At 41.1% G+C, this 17,443-nt stretch carries 19 protein-coding genes; 3 read left to right on the top strand and 16 right to left on the bottom strand.

Annotated features, from left to right (window positions below; translation table 11 throughout):
• Window positions 1-331 (top strand): transposase (locus C7H19_RS21400; protein WP_181280643.1); only part of this gene is annotated, 331 nt, incomplete at its 5' end.
• A 113-nt stretch (window positions 332-444) separates the two neighbouring features.
• On the opposite strand, the gene C7H19_RS21405 is transcribed toward C7H19_RS21400, so the two are convergent.
• The 7 genes from C7H19_RS21405 to C7H19_RS21435 all read right to left on the bottom strand — a co-directional run bounded on the left by C7H19_RS21405 (window position 445) and on the right by C7H19_RS21435 (window position 8,032).
• Window positions 445-1,758 (bottom strand): mechanosensitive ion channel domain-containing protein, encoded by a 1,314-nt coding sequence (locus C7H19_RS21405; RefSeq protein WP_181280704.1) that lies wholly within the window; start codon window positions 1,756-1,758, stop codon window positions 445-447.
• Between the two features lie 8 nt (window positions 1,759-1,766).
• The gene (locus C7H19_RS21410) at window positions 1,767-2,987 is read right to left on the bottom strand and encodes a sugar ABC transporter substrate-binding protein (protein WP_106458956.1); all 1,221 of its coding nucleotides are present in this window, start codon (window positions 2,985-2,987) and stop codon (window positions 1,767-1,769) included.
• A 297-nt stretch (window positions 2,988-3,284) separates the two neighbouring features.
• Complete coding sequence (locus C7H19_RS21415; RefSeq protein WP_425428922.1) at window positions 3,285-4,931, bottom strand: alpha/beta hydrolase; 1,647 nt, start codon at window positions 4,929-4,931, stop codon at window positions 3,285-3,287.
• Window positions 4,932-4,984: 53 nt separating this feature from the next.
• Window positions 4,985-6,223, bottom strand: coding sequence for an outer membrane protein (locus C7H19_RS21420; RefSeq protein WP_106458958.1), 1,239 nt, complete (start codon window positions 6,221-6,223; stop codon window positions 4,985-4,987).
• A gap of 44 nt (window positions 6,224-6,267) precedes the next feature.
• Window positions 6,268-6,948, bottom strand: a complete 681-nt coding sequence (locus C7H19_RS21425; protein WP_106458959.1) for a MarC family protein — start codon at window positions 6,946-6,948, stop codon at window positions 6,268-6,270.
• 27 nt (window positions 6,949-6,975) lie between these two features.
• A complete protein-coding gene (locus tag C7H19_RS21430; RefSeq protein WP_106458960.1) occupies window positions 6,976-7,509 on the bottom strand; it encodes a type IV pilin-like G/H family protein in 534 nt (177 codons plus the stop codon).
• A gap of 16 nt (window positions 7,510-7,525) precedes the next feature.
• A complete protein-coding gene (locus C7H19_RS21435) occupies window positions 7,526-8,032 on the bottom strand; it encodes a hypothetical protein (RefSeq protein WP_106458961.1) in 507 nt (168 codons plus the stop codon).
• A 119-nt stretch (window positions 8,033-8,151) separates the two neighbouring features.
• On the opposite strand from C7H19_RS21435, the gene C7H19_RS26555 reads away from it, so the two are divergent.
• On the top strand, window positions 8,152-8,289 hold the full coding sequence (locus C7H19_RS26555; protein ID WP_219907710.1) for a hypothetical protein: 138 nt from the start codon (window positions 8,152-8,154) through the stop codon (window positions 8,287-8,289).
• Between the two features lie 78 nt (window positions 8,290-8,367).
• Here C7H19_RS26555 and C7H19_RS27065 read toward each other — a convergent pair whose 3' ends face one another.
• From C7H19_RS27065 to coaD, 8 genes are all read right to left on the bottom strand, one after another.
• Window positions 8,368-9,162 (bottom strand): RNA-binding protein, encoded by a 795-nt coding sequence (locus tag C7H19_RS27065; RefSeq protein WP_106458962.1) that lies wholly within the window; start codon window positions 9,160-9,162, stop codon window positions 8,368-8,370.
• Between the two features lie 21 nt (window positions 9,163-9,183).
• A complete protein-coding gene (locus C7H19_RS21445; RefSeq protein WP_342752315.1) occupies window positions 9,184-10,047 on the bottom strand; it encodes a DUF2092 domain-containing protein in 864 nt (287 codons plus the stop codon).
• Between the two features lie 5 nt (window positions 10,048-10,052).
• Window positions 10,053-10,379 carry a hypothetical protein gene (locus tag C7H19_RS21450; protein WP_106458964.1) on the bottom strand — a complete coding sequence of 109 codons (327 nt, stop codon included), beginning with the start codon at window positions 10,377-10,379 and terminating at the stop codon, window positions 10,053-10,055.
• 861 nt (window positions 10,380-11,240) lie between these two features.
• Window positions 11,241-11,720: a hypothetical protein gene (locus tag C7H19_RS21455; protein ID WP_106458965.1), complete on the bottom strand. Its 480-nt coding sequence runs from the start codon at window positions 11,718-11,720 to the stop codon at window positions 11,241-11,243.
• A gap of 235 nt (window positions 11,721-11,955) precedes the next feature.
• Window positions 11,956-13,479 (bottom strand): DUF1254 domain-containing protein, encoded by a 1,524-nt coding sequence (locus C7H19_RS21460; protein ID WP_219907711.1) that lies wholly within the window; start codon window positions 13,477-13,479, stop codon window positions 11,956-11,958.
• Between the two features lie 24 nt (window positions 13,480-13,503).
• Complete coding sequence (locus C7H19_RS21465) at window positions 13,504-14,001, bottom strand: glycine zipper family protein (protein ID WP_106458966.1); 498 nt, start codon at window positions 13,999-14,001, stop codon at window positions 13,504-13,506.
• Between the two features lie 704 nt (window positions 14,002-14,705).
• A complete protein-coding gene (locus C7H19_RS21470) occupies window positions 14,706-15,383 on the bottom strand; it encodes an ATP synthase subunit B family protein (protein ID WP_106458967.1) in 678 nt (225 codons plus the stop codon).
• Window positions 15,384-15,423: 40 nt separating this feature from the next.
• Window positions 15,424-15,897, bottom strand: a complete 474-nt coding sequence (gene coaD / locus C7H19_RS21475; protein WP_106458968.1) for a pantetheine-phosphate adenylyltransferase — start codon at window positions 15,895-15,897, stop codon at window positions 15,424-15,426.
• A 99-nt stretch (window positions 15,898-15,996) separates the two neighbouring features.
• Between coaD and C7H19_RS21480 the strand changes: the two genes are divergently transcribed.
• Window positions 15,997-16,179, top strand: coding sequence for a hypothetical protein (locus tag C7H19_RS21480; RefSeq protein ID WP_106458969.1), 183 nt, complete (start codon window positions 15,997-15,999; stop codon window positions 16,177-16,179).
• A gap of 43 nt (window positions 16,180-16,222) precedes the next feature.
• Here the strand turns inward: C7H19_RS21480 and C7H19_RS21485 are convergent, their stop codons facing one another.
• A complete protein-coding gene (locus C7H19_RS21485) occupies window positions 16,223-17,440 on the bottom strand; it encodes a tetratricopeptide repeat protein (protein ID WP_181280703.1) in 1,218 nt (405 codons plus the stop codon).
• Between the last annotated feature and the right edge of the window lie 3 nt (window positions 17,441-17,443).

Here is a 17,443-nt window from a genome sequence, read left to right on the forward strand (position 1 = left end):
AAAATCCTTTGCCGCAGCTGTAGGAGCAGGACAAGACAAAATTATCCTTTTGGTTCTTGACCGCGCTGGATGGCATATGAGCGAGAAAGTTGAGTTACCATTAGGCATCTTTTTTGAGCCTTTACCTCCTTACTCTCCCGAATTACAACCAGCCGAGAGACTTTGGGCTTTGGCTGATGAGCCTTTGGTCAACAAGAGCTTTGAAACTCTTGATGCTTTGGAAGTGGTTCTCGCTCAACGCTGTCATGTTCTTGCACAAATGCAACCTCAAATTCAAGCTTTGACTAACTATCATTGGTGGCCAGATCCAGAAGTTTTCAAGGCTGGTTAAAACCTCTTTGTATACAATGGCTAATAACTACGGATTTGGTATGACAAGTCAGGAGCAAAGAAAGTCAAACGCCTTTCTTTCATCACATGAATTTGCTATGCTACTCTACCCTATTATCCTCCAGTACGAATATGAATTTCTCTTTGAAAAAAAGGGGCTTCAATAAGAGATTTAGTAAAATTCTCTAAAATCGTATAATTGAGATCGCTAATGACTTCGGTTTGAAGATTAATATCATTTAACCAAAACTTGAGTTCAAAATTAAAATGGGCATCCCCGAAATCAAGCAAAAAGACTAAAGGAGCCGGCTTTTTGAGAATTCTTGGATGCTCGTTAGCAATTTGTAAGAAGAGAGTCGTTATTTGATGGACATCATATTCATAGCCAACGCCAACTTTGATTGAACATTGAACTAAGCGATCGCTAGATGTATAAGTGGTCACATCCTTGGTAAAAAAAGTCTGATTGGGAATTATTTTTTCCGAATTATTTTTTAATATTCTTACAGTAGTTGCCCGAATGCCTAGTTTAGTAACCTCGCTAGTTTGCCCTTCAACATCGATAATATCTCCTGGTCTTAACACGCCTTCAAACAATAATAAAATGCCACTCACAAAGTTGCTAACAACCTGTTGTAACCCAAAACCAATTCCGACCGATAGCCCTCCTGTAATCGCAGCGACCGCCGTTCCATTCACACCAACATAGCCTAAAATTAGAATAATTCCCAAAGCAATCAGAAAATAGCGAATTAGTAAAAAAGCGGCTTGTGTTGCTCCGGTTTCTAGTTTATTTTTAGTCTCCAAAATTTTTAGGAAGATATCTTCTAAAAAAATTACGATTACTACCCAGAAATAGAGTCCTGCAATCAGACTAAAAATAGAGCCTAGAGTAAAGGGACTATTAAACAGCTTAAATGGTGATATTTGTGCAATGAGTTCGAGATTATTGGCAAGATTACTAATGGTTCCGAGAACATATAAAATAAATAAAGGGGCAAAAAGACGATAATGATACCGTCGAACTGAAGCCAGAGGAAACACGGCATATAAAGAAGCTAGACAGAAACGATATCCTAAATAAACCCACATTAGTCCTATGGCGACATTCAGAAGACCTCTTTTACAATCTTGAGTCCGAAAAAGCTCTAGACTCAAATTTAGTGCAATCAAACTGAGTACAGAAAAATCGAGATGTTGAAGCAGTACGGCGAGATACTGACGAGAAGAAAATCTAGCATCTTCCCAAATAATTACGGTTGCTTGAGGAAAGGTTCTGATAAGCCAATGCCAGAGACATTTTGAGAGTAACCAGCTAAGAGACAGAGAAAGCGCGATCGCCAACAACTGAGATTGAACCTCAGAACGTCCTAAAAAAAGAAATTGTTTAACGACAGCTTCAATTAAAGTCGGCAAGCGTTCTTCAATCGGCATCTTCACTTCTCCTTTTGCTCGATTTGTTGATTAACAATTTCGCTCAGTTGTCTAGCGGCTTCTGATGAGGTAAGATCGCCCTCGAGGACTTGATGATACAAAAGATCTCCTTGCTCAAAGACCGACATAATTCGCTCCAGTTCGTCAAGGGGAATAGCGACAGATGTTTTCGCCTGCTCCAATAAAACCTTTTCTATTGGTAATAAATCCTCATCAATTTTTACGTTTTGATTGGTAGGAATGAAGCTTTGAGATTGAACAATCCCTTGGAGTTGCTGTTCTGGATTAGTCATAAACTTCGCTAATTTGAGTGCCAAGTGCGTTTCATCTGGACTAGCACTACGATTGAGGATCATGACTTGGGTATAAAGGATAGGAGTAGCTCTTCGGTCAAGTTCTGCAGGTAGAGGTGCAACCCGCAAGTGATCTTTTAGATCGTTTTTCAAGTCACCGATTTCGCTAGAATTGCAGACGTAGTAAGTTAGCTTTCCTTGGGCAAAAGCTTTGTGCAGAATGTCTCTACTACGTGTGAGAATAAAGTTGGGCTGCGTATTAGCTTGTCTAAGCCATTCGAGCCATTGCGCCCATCCCTCAAGCTGAGGCTCGATAAATCCCTGACTATCAAAAAATTGAGCGTGAAAAATTCCCATTCCCCAAAACGTATCCTCAAAAGTCGAAACCAGACCAACTGAATAGCCCTTCTGCGCTCGTTCTATTAGTCTTTCTAATCGGGTCGGGGGCTGGCTTAGGGACTGAGCGCTACTCGAAGCTTGCTTAATCTTAGCCTGATTATAGCAAAGCACGTCAATTTGAGAACCTAAAGGCACACCGTAGATTTGTCCTTGATAGCGAACTTGGGTCAGCGTTGGCGCAAAGTAAACAGACAGGTCAAAAGTCCCCTCATTAATCGGTTGAATGTGTCCGGCTGTAATCATTTCTGGCATCTGCCGACGAGCGAAGTCAATCATGAGACTCGCGCCTAAGCTGTTTTTCGCCTGAGCGCTCAACCGCGAAGAAATTTCATTTTGGGGAACATATTCGCTAATCAGAGCGATCGATGGGTTTAATTGTTGAAATTTCTTAAGACCATCGAGAAAAATTGTGGCCACATCTCCTTGAAAAGGATGCCAGATCAAGAGTTTTCCTTCGAGTTGTCCAGGTTGGTTTGATGGTTGCTCGACTGAAACTTGATGACAAGCCATCAACAAGACAGCTAGCAACATGATGACAAAACTTGTTTTGTATTTTAGCCAAGCTCTTCTAAAAAAACTAAGTCTTATAGTCACTCCTAATAGTTCTCCTAGCTAACAATGAAAGGTTGCCGACCAATTAGATTTGTTAATTTTTTTTTATTAAATGTAAAAAAATAATGAGGGAATCGCCAGCCCACTATAGAATCAGGAGTCTCGGCACTCACCAAAGTAGGTGGATTCCCCAAAAAAAACCTAGAATTTGCAGGAAACGGAAGCTCTTGTATCAGTCAAACAAATGATTAATCGAAAAAAGGTTTTTTGATGCTATCATTTAAACTTTTTGATAGCCTCCTCTAACTGATTGGAAGAAGTCCCGCTAATAAAATCTAATTTAAACGTTTCGTCTTGACTAAGATATTCAGAGTAGGAAGACTGAAGATAGGGACGATAAGCCTCATTTTTTTGGATATAAGTTTCAAAAAAAGCGAGTTTGAGTGCATTGTCATAATCACCGATTAAAGTTTGACTTGGTAAGGTAAGATGAGAGACAGAATTAATGGCTTTCGTGATCCCAGGGTCGAGGTTTGTAAAATCGACGTGTGCTTGTCCTTCAACCATTGCCCAGTATTTATCTGGCGTAGTTAACCAAGTAAAAGAAGCAGCTTGCTCAAAGAATGGCGGAGCAGCAGGATCGTAACTTCCCGAACCTAAAACAGTAGGGATAGAAATTTGGCTAATTCCTTTTTGACCAAAAATGCTGCGATTGACAGGATTAGACGCATAGACCGCCTTAACTCGTTCATCTCGGAAATTATACGCCATTCTGGGTAATTCCAAGGCTCTACATTCGAGTAAAAGCGAAATATCTATAGCTGCATATAAGCGATCGCAATCCCGTTGCAGATTTTCAAAATCAATTTGGGCTCCCGAAATACCTAACACCGTGTATCCCCCAAAGGAATGACCCGCAGCACCGATATTTTTGAGATCGAGCCTACCTTGAAACTCATTTTGATTGCGTCGTTCTAGCTCATCAATAACATAGCTAATGTCTTTAGGACGGTTGATAAATTCATCGAGATCAAAAATATTTCGATGATAGCCTTGCAACATTTCTTGTAGATAAATGGTATCACTGCCAATATGTTGGGGTGCAGCTACCATATATCCATAGGATGCTAGGTGTTCAAGTCCTACTGTGTAATCTTCGGGTCGAGAGGATAAACCGTGAGAGAAAACAATAACAGGAATTCTCTTTTTACTCTCCTGTTGCGGTATGTAAACATCTACATAAAACTGGCGATTACGACTTTGATCGGTTAAATGCCAAACCTGCTTACTCACTTTATATGGACCTTGTTTACGGAGATCGGGCAGGGTAGAATAATTAACTTTAGGATCGGCATTGGTTTCTTGAAGCTCCAAAGAACGCATTTCTGTGACCAAAAATTCCGTAGCGCGAACAACTTCTTTAGCTTCTTTGGCAAGACCAATCACCATTTCTCCTTGAAATTCTATATTAACAGGCAGTTTTTTTAGGACATTGAGTAAGGTTAGTCCATCTGGATCAAAGGCTGCTGAAACGATCGCGCCGCGCAGTGCATATTTACCATTAGTTCCGCCTTGAAGGGTAATCCCTTTACCAAGACGGTAGAGAATATCTGCTCCCATTGCGCTATTAAAAAAACGGGATAATAAAACGGGATTGATATCAATTCGTTTTAGGAGTATTTGACGAAATTCTTCTTTTTCTGCTGCATTCGCACGACTCAAATAAAGCTGTAAATCTGTATTGATTTTCCCTTCTTTAGCAAAAGCTTCTAAAGATGCAACTTTTACAGATAATAAAACAGAGTCATAGGATAAAAAAAGTTCTTCAGCTGCTTTTACAGGAATTGCTATGAGACTAGCGGATAAAGTAGCCATCAATACAGAAATAATTTTAGATTTGATATTTAGCATTAGCTTAGGCATGAAAGTACGATTATTAAACACAAAAATGACTGTATTTTCACAAAAACATCTGATTAGATACGAAAGGTTACTGCTAGATAAGGTCCATTAAAATTTTGCTCAAACTTAAAGGCGTTATCACCACTGCCATTCCCATACTTGATCTGATAGAAACGATAGGCTAAATTGAGTGAAATATTGGGTTTAACCCACCAGTCTACCCCAAAAATAGCGTTCCAACTCAGATCGGTTTCGCCAGCAAGTCCAAAACCAGAAGCATCTCCCCTTACCCACAAGGTAATCGGTTCAGAAACTTGTATACCGATCGCACCACCTACCATCGGTTCAAACCAAGTTCTTCCATCACTACCAGAGCCTTCAACTGTCTGCTCAAGACGATCAAAAGTTAATGTAGTTTCGATCGTGCTACTAATATCATTGAGACGAGTCCCAAGGATAGGAGTAAACCAGATTCGCGGAAAAGCGGCCGAAGATGGTTTAGTGGGTTGATAGGGAATTGGACGATCGCCGATGTGATAACTGAGCGCAAAATCATAAATTCCTTGATCAAAGGTGAGATTTGATTCGAGTCTTGCATTCACTATAGGGCGTTCTACTTGTTTAATTCCACCTCCGTGAAGGCTAACGTAATATCCATCAAATATCAAGCCGAAATTCCCCTTCCAAGCTTCAATACGACCACTTGCTACCACTCGCAGCACGTCCACTACTTCACCAAGGCTAAGATGGTAATCTACACTTCGTTTTCCGACTGTTACCGAACCATAAGTTGTAACAGGGATAGTCGCGTAGGGTTGAATATCAATATGCCAGTCTTTAGTTTCAACTGCTTGGGTTTCCTCACCGTTGTTAGGAGGTGTTTCTGGAGAAGTTTCAGTAGGTATGGTTTCTTCTGGTTTGGGTGTTTCCATCTCCTCTGGAGTGAGTTGACTATTAAAAGTATTCCCAGATCCACTTACTAAATCGGAAGCACAAGCACTATTTGGTACAACTGGGTTTTCTGATTCTTTTCTTGACTCATTCGGCTCGATCGTGTTAGTGATCGGGGTAAAATCAGGACACGAAGAAGCGATCGATGGCTTAAGAATCTCGTTGATCGTCTTTGAAGAAGCAATAGTAATATCTGTTTGGATAAAAGCTTTAGCGGATTTTAAGTCATTCGTGGCTTCTTGTAAAATGCGTTCAGAACGAGGATTGATCGCTGGTTGGTTTTGGGCGATCGTTTTTTGCGGCATTCCAATTAAAGCTAGACTAATTAGGAGAAAAAGAAATGGTTTTTCTAAAAATATCATATTCTAAATATTTTCCTGTTAATCAATATTTAATAAAAATCAAGTTATCGAACTTTTAAAATTTCAGGGACAAGTGTACCAACAATAATGTTAGATAAACCTGTAATCATAAATTGAACCCCTATTGCTGCTACTAAGAGTCCAAGAATTCGGGTAATGATGTTTAATCCCACATCCCCTACTACTTTTTGCAACCAGCGACCCGACAAAAAAATCACAAATACCAAGAAACAGATGACGATAATCGTACCGATCAAACCTGCAAAAAGAGCATCATCTTTTTTCGCCTCCGCTTCACTTGCATAAAGAACCACATTGGCAATAACACCAGGTCCGACTAACAAAGGAATAGCCAAGGGGATCACAATCTTGCGATAGACTAACTGTGCTGCTCTAAAATCGCTGTTTTGGTCTTCTGCTGCGACATTTTTTGCAGCTTTACTAGAATCACCGTTGACGATCCCAATACCGATTATCAGTAAAAGAATACCTCCTGCGATGCGAAACGAGTCTAGAGAAATGCCGAAAAACTTGAGCAGAGATGAACCAGCAAAGAAAAACACTAGCAGTATAGCCAAAGCAGTTAAAGCCACAAATAAGGCCAGCCATCGTTGGACATTCCGCTTTTCTCCTGCGCTGTAACCGATAAAAATCGGAAGAACGCCTAACGGATTTAAGAGCGCGAATAAGCTGGCTGCAAAATTACTAATTAGAAGTTTGTCCATGATGCCTGACCCCATAGCATAAAATGTTTATTCTGTCAACTCTGAAGCTGGCACTTGGGTAGAAAAATCACCGCATTGTAAGGCGAGCTTCGTCGGGTTTGCGGGATCACTTCCTCTGACTAATTGGGGATCTGCGGGACGAACCTGTCCTGGTGTCGTGTTTTCACAAATAATTGTGGTAATTTTAGGAGTCTGATTCGGGGTGATAAAAGCTCCCCCAACATAAGCTTTTAGTTTGCCTGTCAGGGAAGATTGAGCAGGAATCACGTAACTGTAGGCGGCTTCGGATGTGGTACGAACGGCGTAATCAAAGCTATTCGGTAAAGTGAGTCCGAAATCTTTTTTAATATCGTTAATCGGAGCGCGAAACTGACCATTTTTTTGATAGTAAGTGCGCTGTCCTTCGGTCATCTTAGCAACGACTTGCAGTGCAGCATTTTGATCTCGATCAACTTGATTTTGTGCGTGAGTCTTTAAACTGAGTCCGATTAAACCAGTGCCTAATGCTAGAGCCGTAATTGCTCCAGTAATTTTTATACAGCGAAAATTAAATTGTTGCATAAGTCACCTTTTGCTCTTATAAACGGTTTTGCTGGGTTTGCGGACGGTTAAAGAAAAATTTGAGTAAATTTCCCTTGCCTAGATAGGTGTCGATTTCTGTGAAAATATTGTGAATGAGAAAAACGACAGCAATACAGAGAATCGTCGCCAGAAAAGGATAAAAGTGTTCACTGTTGATAAACAGTTCGATCGCACCAGAAATCGATTTTGTTTTCAAATAGCCATCAATAAGCCGTTCAATTAGTCCAATAATTAATACGGCTAAGGTATAGACAAACGTCTTATACAAAACGCTGACATAACGTGCAGAGCCTCGAAATCGCTCCATCCAAGGCGACATCTCCATCAAAACGACTGCTTTAGCGGCTATTAATGAGCCAACAAAAGCTTTTGATAATACATAGCTACTAATTGAATATTCTTTTAAAAAGAGTTTCATCAATAGGAGGATGTAACCAAACCCAATGAAAAAAAACAAGGCGAGAGAGCCAATTTTTTTAAGTTCACGTTTGAGAGCTTGCATAGTGTTAAATTCGCTCCGATGAAAGAAAATGTATATTAGAACCACAGGGTTAACCTTACAGGGACTTACTGCCTTGCCATAGCAATACGCAATCGCTCTTCTGGCTCGATGAGGTGGTCGTGATTATCCAACCCTATATCAATCTGTACCCAGTGGATTTTGTCAGTGAACTTGCTGCTTGCGACTGTATAGTCGGGAATTACTGGTGTGCCAGACTCGTAGCCGATGGCGTTGGATTTTATCGTTTTGTGACATGATTAATCTCTAGGAAAAATTTGAAAAAGCGATTTATTTGGTGTTGCAATACAGTATTTTCTATGGGCAGCTATGACGCATCAAGGAGCGGGGACTACGCGGTAGTAAACGCCATTCGCGCCGAAGGATGGACTAAACCAGGTTCCATTGCATTCGTAGTAAGTCGTGCTGCCGACGTTTCTGGCGACACAGTCAGTAGGTAGCACTGCATAGATCGCTCCCATACCATAGGCAGTGTTAGCAGCACTCCCCGCAGTGTAACCAGCGGCGTAAGCGTTGGTACTAGCAGCGTTAGCCGAGGCTACACCGATCGCGGCACCCGTAGCAGCAGCCCCCGCCGCGTACCAACCTCCGCAGTTATAACATCCAGTTGAATAGGTGTTGATTACGGTAGGCGGATGGTATGTCGCGTAGGTTCCACCGTAATAGTGATCATATCCACCGTAAGCCGTTGTGCCATAAGAGTTCGTGGCCGTCCAAGAGCCATCACCACCCGATGCCGTCCCACCTCGATAACCGGTGCCACTCCAAGAGCCATCACCGCCCGATGCCGTCCCACCTCGATAACCGGTGCCGCTCCAAGAGCCATCACCACCCGATGCCGTCCCACCTCGATAACCGGTGCCACTCCAAGAGCCATCACCGCCCGATGCAGTACTGCCACGAAAACCCGTGCCGCTCCAAGAACCATCACCTCCAGAGACTGAACCGCCGCGATCGCCACTGGCACTCCAAGAGCCACCCCCGCCCGATGCAGAGCCTCGAAAACCGCTAGCGTTCCAAGAGCCGCCTCCTGCGTGCATCCATGCTGTAGCTGGACTAGAAAAGAGTACAGCACTCAGAAGACCTGATAAACTCATAAAAATCTTTTTCATAATAGATTACCTCTTTATCAATCATTGAATCTTGGTCGGTTTGACCCTCGCTGGAGGCATAGAATTACCTGGGAGCTTCGGATCGGGACGTGTAAACTGGATGCGCGGCGCACTGCTGGCGCGAGACGATGCGAAGGTGTCTGCTGAAATCGATTCATCTAAATGCCAGTTGGAAAACTCTACCTGATGACGCAGTCTTGATGGATCATCTCGATACACAACGCGGATCTTGCGAGGCAGTTTGTCGTCTGTGCCGATCCAGATCTGGGCGAAAACCTGGTCATTAGCGATCGCAATCATATCCGTTGTCGTTCCACCAACTACATGGGATTGACCGATGTAGAAAGCCTGCTTCAGACCATCGGCAATATCTTGATAGGGATCGGCTACGATCACATCGGTAAAGGGAAAGTAGATCGCAGCTAAGTCGTAGACTGCCTTCAAAACAGCATCGATTGTAGGCGGAGCGTCGGCCACAGCGACGAGATTTTCGCCAGGTGCATAGGCCATCATCGTCTTGCCGTCGTAATAGAACTCAGAGGCAGAACCGTCACTAGGTACGATGACCCGAAGCTTGTTCGGTCGCTGTAAGGTCACTTCAGAGAGAGTCGTGTAGACAAGGGGAGGGCCAATTCGACTCGGACTCTCATAGGTGGTGATCGCTGTAAAAGTCATCGTGCGGGCAGTGGCCAAACAGCTACTCATCGCCTTCAGGAGAGCGATCGCTTTCGGTTCTAGCGCTAGATGGGATTCGGTCGTATCCCGTCTGTCACTCGGCGGTTTTTGCTGAACGTTCTCGGCACGTGCGCCCAGAGAAATTAAGAGTCCACTCAACGCGAGCGAGCAGAGCGGGAATGTAAGCATTAGAAGTCTCATAATACTCATCACCTTTATTGGGGTGGCATAGGTTGCTGCTGTGGTGGCATAGGTTGCTGCATGCACTGTCTCAACTGCTGTTTTTGCTGGGGTGAAAGAATTTGATTGATTGCTTCAAGTTTTTGCATCGGGGTGAGATTAGTCTGTTTCTTGACGCTCTCGATTGCTTCTAACTGACCGACTTGCACGGTAAGTTGCTTTATGCAATACTCCAGATGCTCTTTGCGAACATTTCCTTGAGGCTGTTGGGGCTGTTGAGCCAATGCGTTCAAGGGGGCGATCACCATCAAAAGTTGAGGCAATAATACAAATAAAGGGAAAAATTTTTTTAGGCTGTTCATTGCGAACTACTGTACCTCATAAAATATGATTTTTATTTTGTAAAAATATCTTCATCTTGCATAAAAATTTTGGTAATGTTTTCAATCTGTTGATTTTTTCTTTTAAAAAAGTTGTGAGTCTTTAGTTTTGACTTCTTACCCACAGAGCGAAATAACTACCTTTTTTTGTTTAAATGCTTAATAGATTTATTAGATAACCATAAGTTTGAGCCTCCTAGAACATTTATTATTAATTTCTCTTTTTAAACAATATACATTTTAGATGTTTACATAAATATTTTTGTTATTTATGTAACAAACTTTAATAATTAAATGTTATTAAATATTATAAAACGTTGTTGCTTATATAGTAGCTATCCTTTGGTTAAATATTTCTTAATAAAAAACAAAAGGAGATAAAAAGTATAGTAAACAAGGTTTTTAGACATTTAAGCTATCCAATTATTAAGAAACATAAATCATATTCTTTACCAAAATACATTAAAAAGTAAAGTTTTATTTGGTTATAAAAAAAAATAAACTTAAGATAAAAGTAAAGTTAAGAATCTCTAAAATAAAATATCAATTGTCTAAAGCTACTGTAATCTAAATATTTCAGACGAAAGTAATCAAGACAGTGATAAAAAAATTGGGTGTGATTCAATCGTAGGTAACACTCGGCGAGGAATTTTTCTTCTCAATAGAGCATTTGTTCTAGGCAGTTAGATTAAGTTAGAGAAATAGGAAATAATGGGGAATTCCTGACAATCTCTTGTTATCTGTGAAGAGGCCGCATAAATCAAGCCCCTTCCCTCACTGTCTGTCTAAAATCCCATCAGGGTCAGAAATTGGCCTCGAAAGATTAACCAGTGTATAAATATTTTAGCGACAGCCAACGACTGAAGCGGTGTAAGTTTTGCCGATGGATTCGATTCCATTAACAAATAGATTGACCTGATAGGGTTCATCTTCAGGACGCGGTGTAGCTTCAAGTTTTAAAGGCTTACCTGCTTGAAATTGTACGTCCTGGGAGTTAAAGAACTCACCTGTCGTTTGGTCACTGTATTTGAGATACATTCTGATCTCAAAAGGGCCTCCATCATTAGAGTTAATGGTGACGACAAAGCGACGGAATTCGACATCTCCTGGAATAGCCCAATCTGTATTCCAGTTATTGCGAGTGACATCAACTCCCACCATTCCTAAAGGACCAGCCGGAATAGTAGGTGGAGAAACTTTCTTAGTGACTGTATTGTCTTGACTACCCACGACTGGGATGGGGGTACAGGTTTCAGCTTGTACGGGTAAATTAAGACTCAGTATTGAAGCTAAGAGACCAAAAATAGTGACACGATAGAACATAAAAAATCTCCTAAAATAATGATTGGGAAAAGTTTCTGGTTAAAAAAGAAAAATTAGCTGTTTCATTTTTGTGGGTTAAATTCCCTATTTTTAGCAAAGATTTGCAATTAAAAGCAGAATTGACTCAGTTTTTGCTCTTATAAACGGTTTTGTTGAGTTTTATGTATATTAGAACCTGAGGGGCAACCCTACAGGAGAGGCCGCCTTAATCGGTCATTCAAATCCTCAATACTATTTATTTAACCTGTTGTACCGCCGGAGGCTTCCAAGTGCCAGAACCAGGAGGAAGGATTGAGGGTGGCTTTTCGTTTGGCCAGTACATACGCATCGTCAGAATAAAGTCACCTTGGGGTGATGGCAACCAATTCGCCTCCTTCTCTTTCCCTGGGGACTCGTTCTGGAAGTATAGCGTCAAGGAGCCATCGGGATTAAACTTAGGGTTGTCTCTCATGCTGACGGTAAATTTGTTGAGCTTGTTTGGATAGAACCACCAGCCGCCGTCGTCAAAATACATGGTAATTGACCAAAATCCTTGCACTGGAGGGGTTTGACCCTTGGGAAAAGTCATTGTGTATTGGTTAGCACCATTGAGTGTCTTGCCGTTGCTATCTACCATCGCCGTAGGATAGACGGCATCTTCTGGCAGATTAGCAGGCCAGCCAACGGCAGCAATGAGCGCACGCCCAAGATAGTTGGTACCGTAGCTTCCGGCTGCTGCTGGAATCAGCCAACCGTTTTCGACCTTACCTCCCGTCTTTTGCAGGGCGATGATTTTCTTAAAGCTGCTCTGAGGAACATTTTTGAGGGCGGCTTGCGCGGCTGGAGAGAGTTTGGTGATGTCAAAAGGTTTCCCTGGAACAAGACCGATCTTGGCCATCTTGGCTACGATGGGCGCATCTTCTGGTGCTGGCGGTGCGGCACTGCCCATCAGTTTCGCCATCATGTTGAAGTAGGTAGAGATGTCCATTGCGTTGATCACATCTTGCGGTTTGTCTGTCATGCTGAAGCCAGGATTTGGATCGACTTTTGGCGGCACAAAGGTATAAGGCTTACCATATGCACTCAAGGGCGTTAACTTATACTGTGCTTGCAGCGCGTTGACGATATTGTAGTCTTGTTCGGTGCCGTCCGCATAGGTACGACCGAGGATGACGAGATAACGTGTCGGTGACTTGATTTGCTTCATGCCTTTGGGGACTTCGCCTTTCCAGTTTGGGCCAGTAACGAGGAAAGTACCCGCATTCTGTCCAGTAGTACGGCTGCCTGGTGATTCGATCACTGGCATCCATAGGCTATACATCGGAAACAGGAAATAGCGCGCTCGCCTCTGGCGAGATCCGCTTTGCGGATCGCCCATATCTGGATATGAGAACACCATCGGCTCAGTCCCCACGTCGAGCCAAGCCAGAGAGTACAGCGTGTCTGCATTAGGGGCCGACACACCGCGATAGTCGCCAGGCGGGTAGCGCTTGACGTTGACAAATTGTCCCATCGGTGCACGCAATTCTTCGAGCTTGGGAACATTGGTCATTTGTACGCGGGTGACTTCCGTTGTAATGAGTGAGTAGCCATAGATGTAGGCTTCTGTGGCTATTTCTACGGCTTCCGCTTCGGTCAGGTTAGCCATCTCAGGAGCCGCGTTCACTGTTTCTGAGATGGTTAGAAAAGATTGATTTTTCCACAAGCCAAAACCGACCCATAAAGTTGTAGTTAGTATGGCTGTTAATAAAAAGGATATAAAATGTTTTCGATTCAGCATGGTTTGTTCTCAAAATACAGATAATTAATTGACGGTATAACCCCGTCCCTGCATACAAGTTGTCCAAGCCTGATAATAGAGTTGAACAGCGTGTTGTTCTTGAGTAGCCGCTTGGGCAGAGGCCTGCTGTGCTTGTTCTTCGGCTCGATGTCTGCGGAACAATCCTGCTAAGGCTCCTACTCCTGCTCCGATCGCTGCTCCTTCACCCGCATTACCGCCAATAGCACCCCCAACGGCACCTAGAGCCGCCCCTCCTGCTGCTCCTCGAACGGCTCCACCTTGGCTAGGGGGAGATTGTGCAGATTGAGCCGCGAATTGAGCCGAAAAGGCTGCAGGATCGATTCCTGTTTGTTGTTTCGCCCACGTATAGCAAGCAAAATGATCTTGCTGTTGCTCTTCCACGTTCTGTCCTCGACTTGGATAGGCGAAAGGTGGCGACGGTGCTTGCGCTAGGTTTAAATCTGCTTGAAAGAGAATAATTCCTAGAAAACTTAAACCGATTAATTTAGATACTTTCTTCATGAAATGCTATTTAATGAGTTTTAGTTTTAATGATTGAGATGGAATGATACGGGAATAATAGAGCCTTGTCAAAAAATCAAGAAAAATATCACAATAGCTCACAAATATTGCTTTTATTCAATGTTTTGAGCTTTGAAACTCTTTTAAGTTATCTGTTTTGGAGTTATTCAAACCAATAATTTTTAATCGAATTAATTGTTTATTTTCCTCACAGAAATAGCCTTGATTATTTTTTTTTTGTATGATTTTTTAATTCCAAACCAACCCAACTAAAAAATTTACTTTTCTATAAAGTATACAGTACACGTCAAGCACTAAGGATTATATTAAGAAATTTTAAAATATGATGAAGTATAAAAATCATTATTTAGTAACATTACTTAAACAAGATATTAATTAAAAATATTTGTGTATAATTAAATACAGCAGCTTTCATAAAAATTTGCTTAATATTTCTATCCGTAAGGATTTTGTCGATACTTTGCAATGCCACTAAAGCCCACATAGCAAGAAGTTGTTTTGTGGTTGAAACAGTAGAGCTTATCGATAAAAGTTATCTCCTCCTTTGAACTAATTCAAATAGTTCTACCTTTTTTACAAAAAGATTTTTTGCCATTTCGTGCCAAAAAAAAGTTTTTTAAGAAATTTTGTTACATTAAGCTTCTCATAATATTCTTGACGAACAGGTTTTGCTGTTGTCTTATTTAGTTGTGTCCATTTCCTTCAGGTAAGTTTTTTGGTGGGGGTTCATCGGGTAAGGAATTTTGCCGAATTTGTGCGCGTCCATTGCGAACGACTCGCAACATATCGTCTAATTGTTCTTCAAGATGAATTAAAACAGCATCCGCATATTGATCCGCGTCGTTTTGAATGGCTTCGCATTCAGCAAAAGTTTGGTGACGAATTTGCTCTAATTCCTGTGTCACACTGCGACGCATCTGCTCAACTTCAGATCGAGTTTGTTGTTGATAGGCCTCACATTCAAGCTGAACTTGCTCACGAATTTGACTTGCTTGATACTCCGCTTGTTGAACAATCCCTGTCTGATCTAATATTAAACTAGCTTTTTGTTGAGCAGATTGTACAATTTGTTGAGCATAAGCTTCAGCATCGGTTATGATTTCTTGTTCTTTTTCGATAATAGCTATAGCGCGATTTATAGCCTCTGGCACGTTATCGCTAATAAGTTCAAGTTGGTCAAGAATTTTTCCTTCATCAATAACTGTCCAGCGAGTCATCGGAATATGAAAGCTATCATAAATCATTTCTTGGAGTCGCGCTAACTCCTGATAAACATCTGGCTCGATCTTATGACTATAGCCAGAATGATTATGATTGGTGGAATCTGCTCCCTTGCGAGAAGATGTGTTTTTACGTGCCATAGGTAAATTGTTAATTAGGAGAAGCAAACGATCTCGTACATTAACTGTAATATAGGTGGAGGTCTGATGCCACATTTTCGGGAACTAAATGAGTAACAGAACCACCAAAGCGAGCAATTTCTTTGACGACACTACTGCTGAGAAAACTATATTCTTTGTTAGTTGCCAGAAAGACCGTTTCAATACCACTCCAAAGCGTTTTATTAGTATGAGCCATTTGTAATTCTTTTTCAAAGTCGGATAATACTCTTAAGCCTCTGAGTAAAACATTGGCTTGTCGTAATTTAGCATATTCTACCGTCAGACCGACAAAACTATCAACCTCTACGTTGGGGAGATGTTGGGTACACCAGCGAATTTGTTCGATTCGTTTTTCGACGGAAAAGACGGCTTTTTTTTCAGGATTATAGAGAACAGCGACCACTACCTGTTCAAACATCTTAACACCTCGTTCGATTACGTCTAGGTGTCCTAATGTTATTGGATCAAAACTACCGGGATAAATAGCAAGCACTTCAAAGATGGTGATATTCTAAAAACATTACGAGAGTTATTATTCTGCTTGAGCGAGTCACAAAGCAAGTGGTTACTCTTAAACTTCGGAGATAATAATATGATTGTACTAAAAATTTTGGTAATCGCTGCTGCACTTTTGGTTATTATTAAATTTGCTGCGGCACTTTTGGGTAAGGATAATATCCCAATTTTAAATCAGCTAGTTACAGTGATTTTGAGTTTGTTCATTACATTTGAGCTATTCAAATTAGGACAAGTCGTGTTAGAAAAGTTTAGTTAAAGAGGATTTTAAGTGGGCGAGTCCCACTTTATTCGTTTTTAATTTAAGGCGAAGGTTGAGGGCTTGGTGTTGGCGGTGAGTTGATTTGAACAATTTTATTAGTAAAATATTCTTCTTTGTAGCTAATTGATTTGGCTAATTCTAAAGCTTTTTGAAATGAATTTAAGGCTTGAGGTTGATTTTTTTGAATGAGATAAATTTCTCCAATTAGATCATAAGTACCCATCAAACCATAATAATCATAACCTCTTTGCTGTACTTTAATTAATTCTTGATAGATTTGTAGAGCTAAATCATATTGTTGACTATTCTCATATAATTTTCCGAGTTTAGTTAAAGCTTGCCCTGCTGTACCAAATTGTAAAAGTGACCAAGCCAAAGAATAAGCTTCTTGATAGCTTTGGCTGGCTTTTTCGGGTTGATTTAACGCCTCATAATCTTCCCCAATCGAGATTTTTAGGTTAGGTAATTCTTGTAATTGTTGATTTTTTAAATAATTAGTTACTAATTCTTCTTTATATTTAACAGAATTAGCAGGCTGTAGAATTTCTCGATAAATTTCGGCTAATTTTTGCAGATAAATTCCTTCTTTTAGAGAATCCGATCGCGCTTGTACAATATCTAATAATTCTTCATAAATGGGCGCAGCTTTTGGATATTCAAAACGCGATAAATGTAATTCACCAATTTTATTTAATAATTCTTCTTCTGCTACTTTATCACCGCTTTGACGAGCATTAGCTAACATCTTTTGATAAATATCTAAAGAATCATCAAGACTATGTAATTCTTGATACGCTTGAGCATAAATCGGTAGGGTTTCGGGGGTTAATTGTCCTTTGGTTTCTGTATCTACTTGAAGTGTATTAATTCGTTGAGTAAAACTACGAACATCATCGGTTCGATCTCTATTCCAAGCAATCGCCCCAACTCGTCCTAATGCGGGGATTTCTTCTTCTATCCCTAGATATCTTCTTAATGCTAATTCTTTATACCAAATGTTAAATGCTTCGGGTTCATTTCCCGCGTTTAATTGTGCTTGTGCTTCAGCATTCATTTGATCTAATGATTCTCTTAAAAGACGACGTTCTAAAGGTGATAAAGGACGGTTTATTTTAGGTAAAACTGGATGAGTGACGGGTTGATCGATGGGTGAAGCTGGATAACTTTGGGCGATGGTTTTGTTAATGGTTCCTTCAAGAATTAGTAGGAGTGCTAACATCCAACCGATTTTTTTAGTAAATAAAAAAGCAGTTCTCATAAT

It is taken from the genome of Aphanothece hegewaldii CCALA 016 (genome assembly GCF_003007785.1).
Lineage (GTDB): Bacteria > Cyanobacteriota > Cyanobacteriia > Cyanobacteriales > Microcystaceae > Chroococcus > Chroococcus hegewaldii.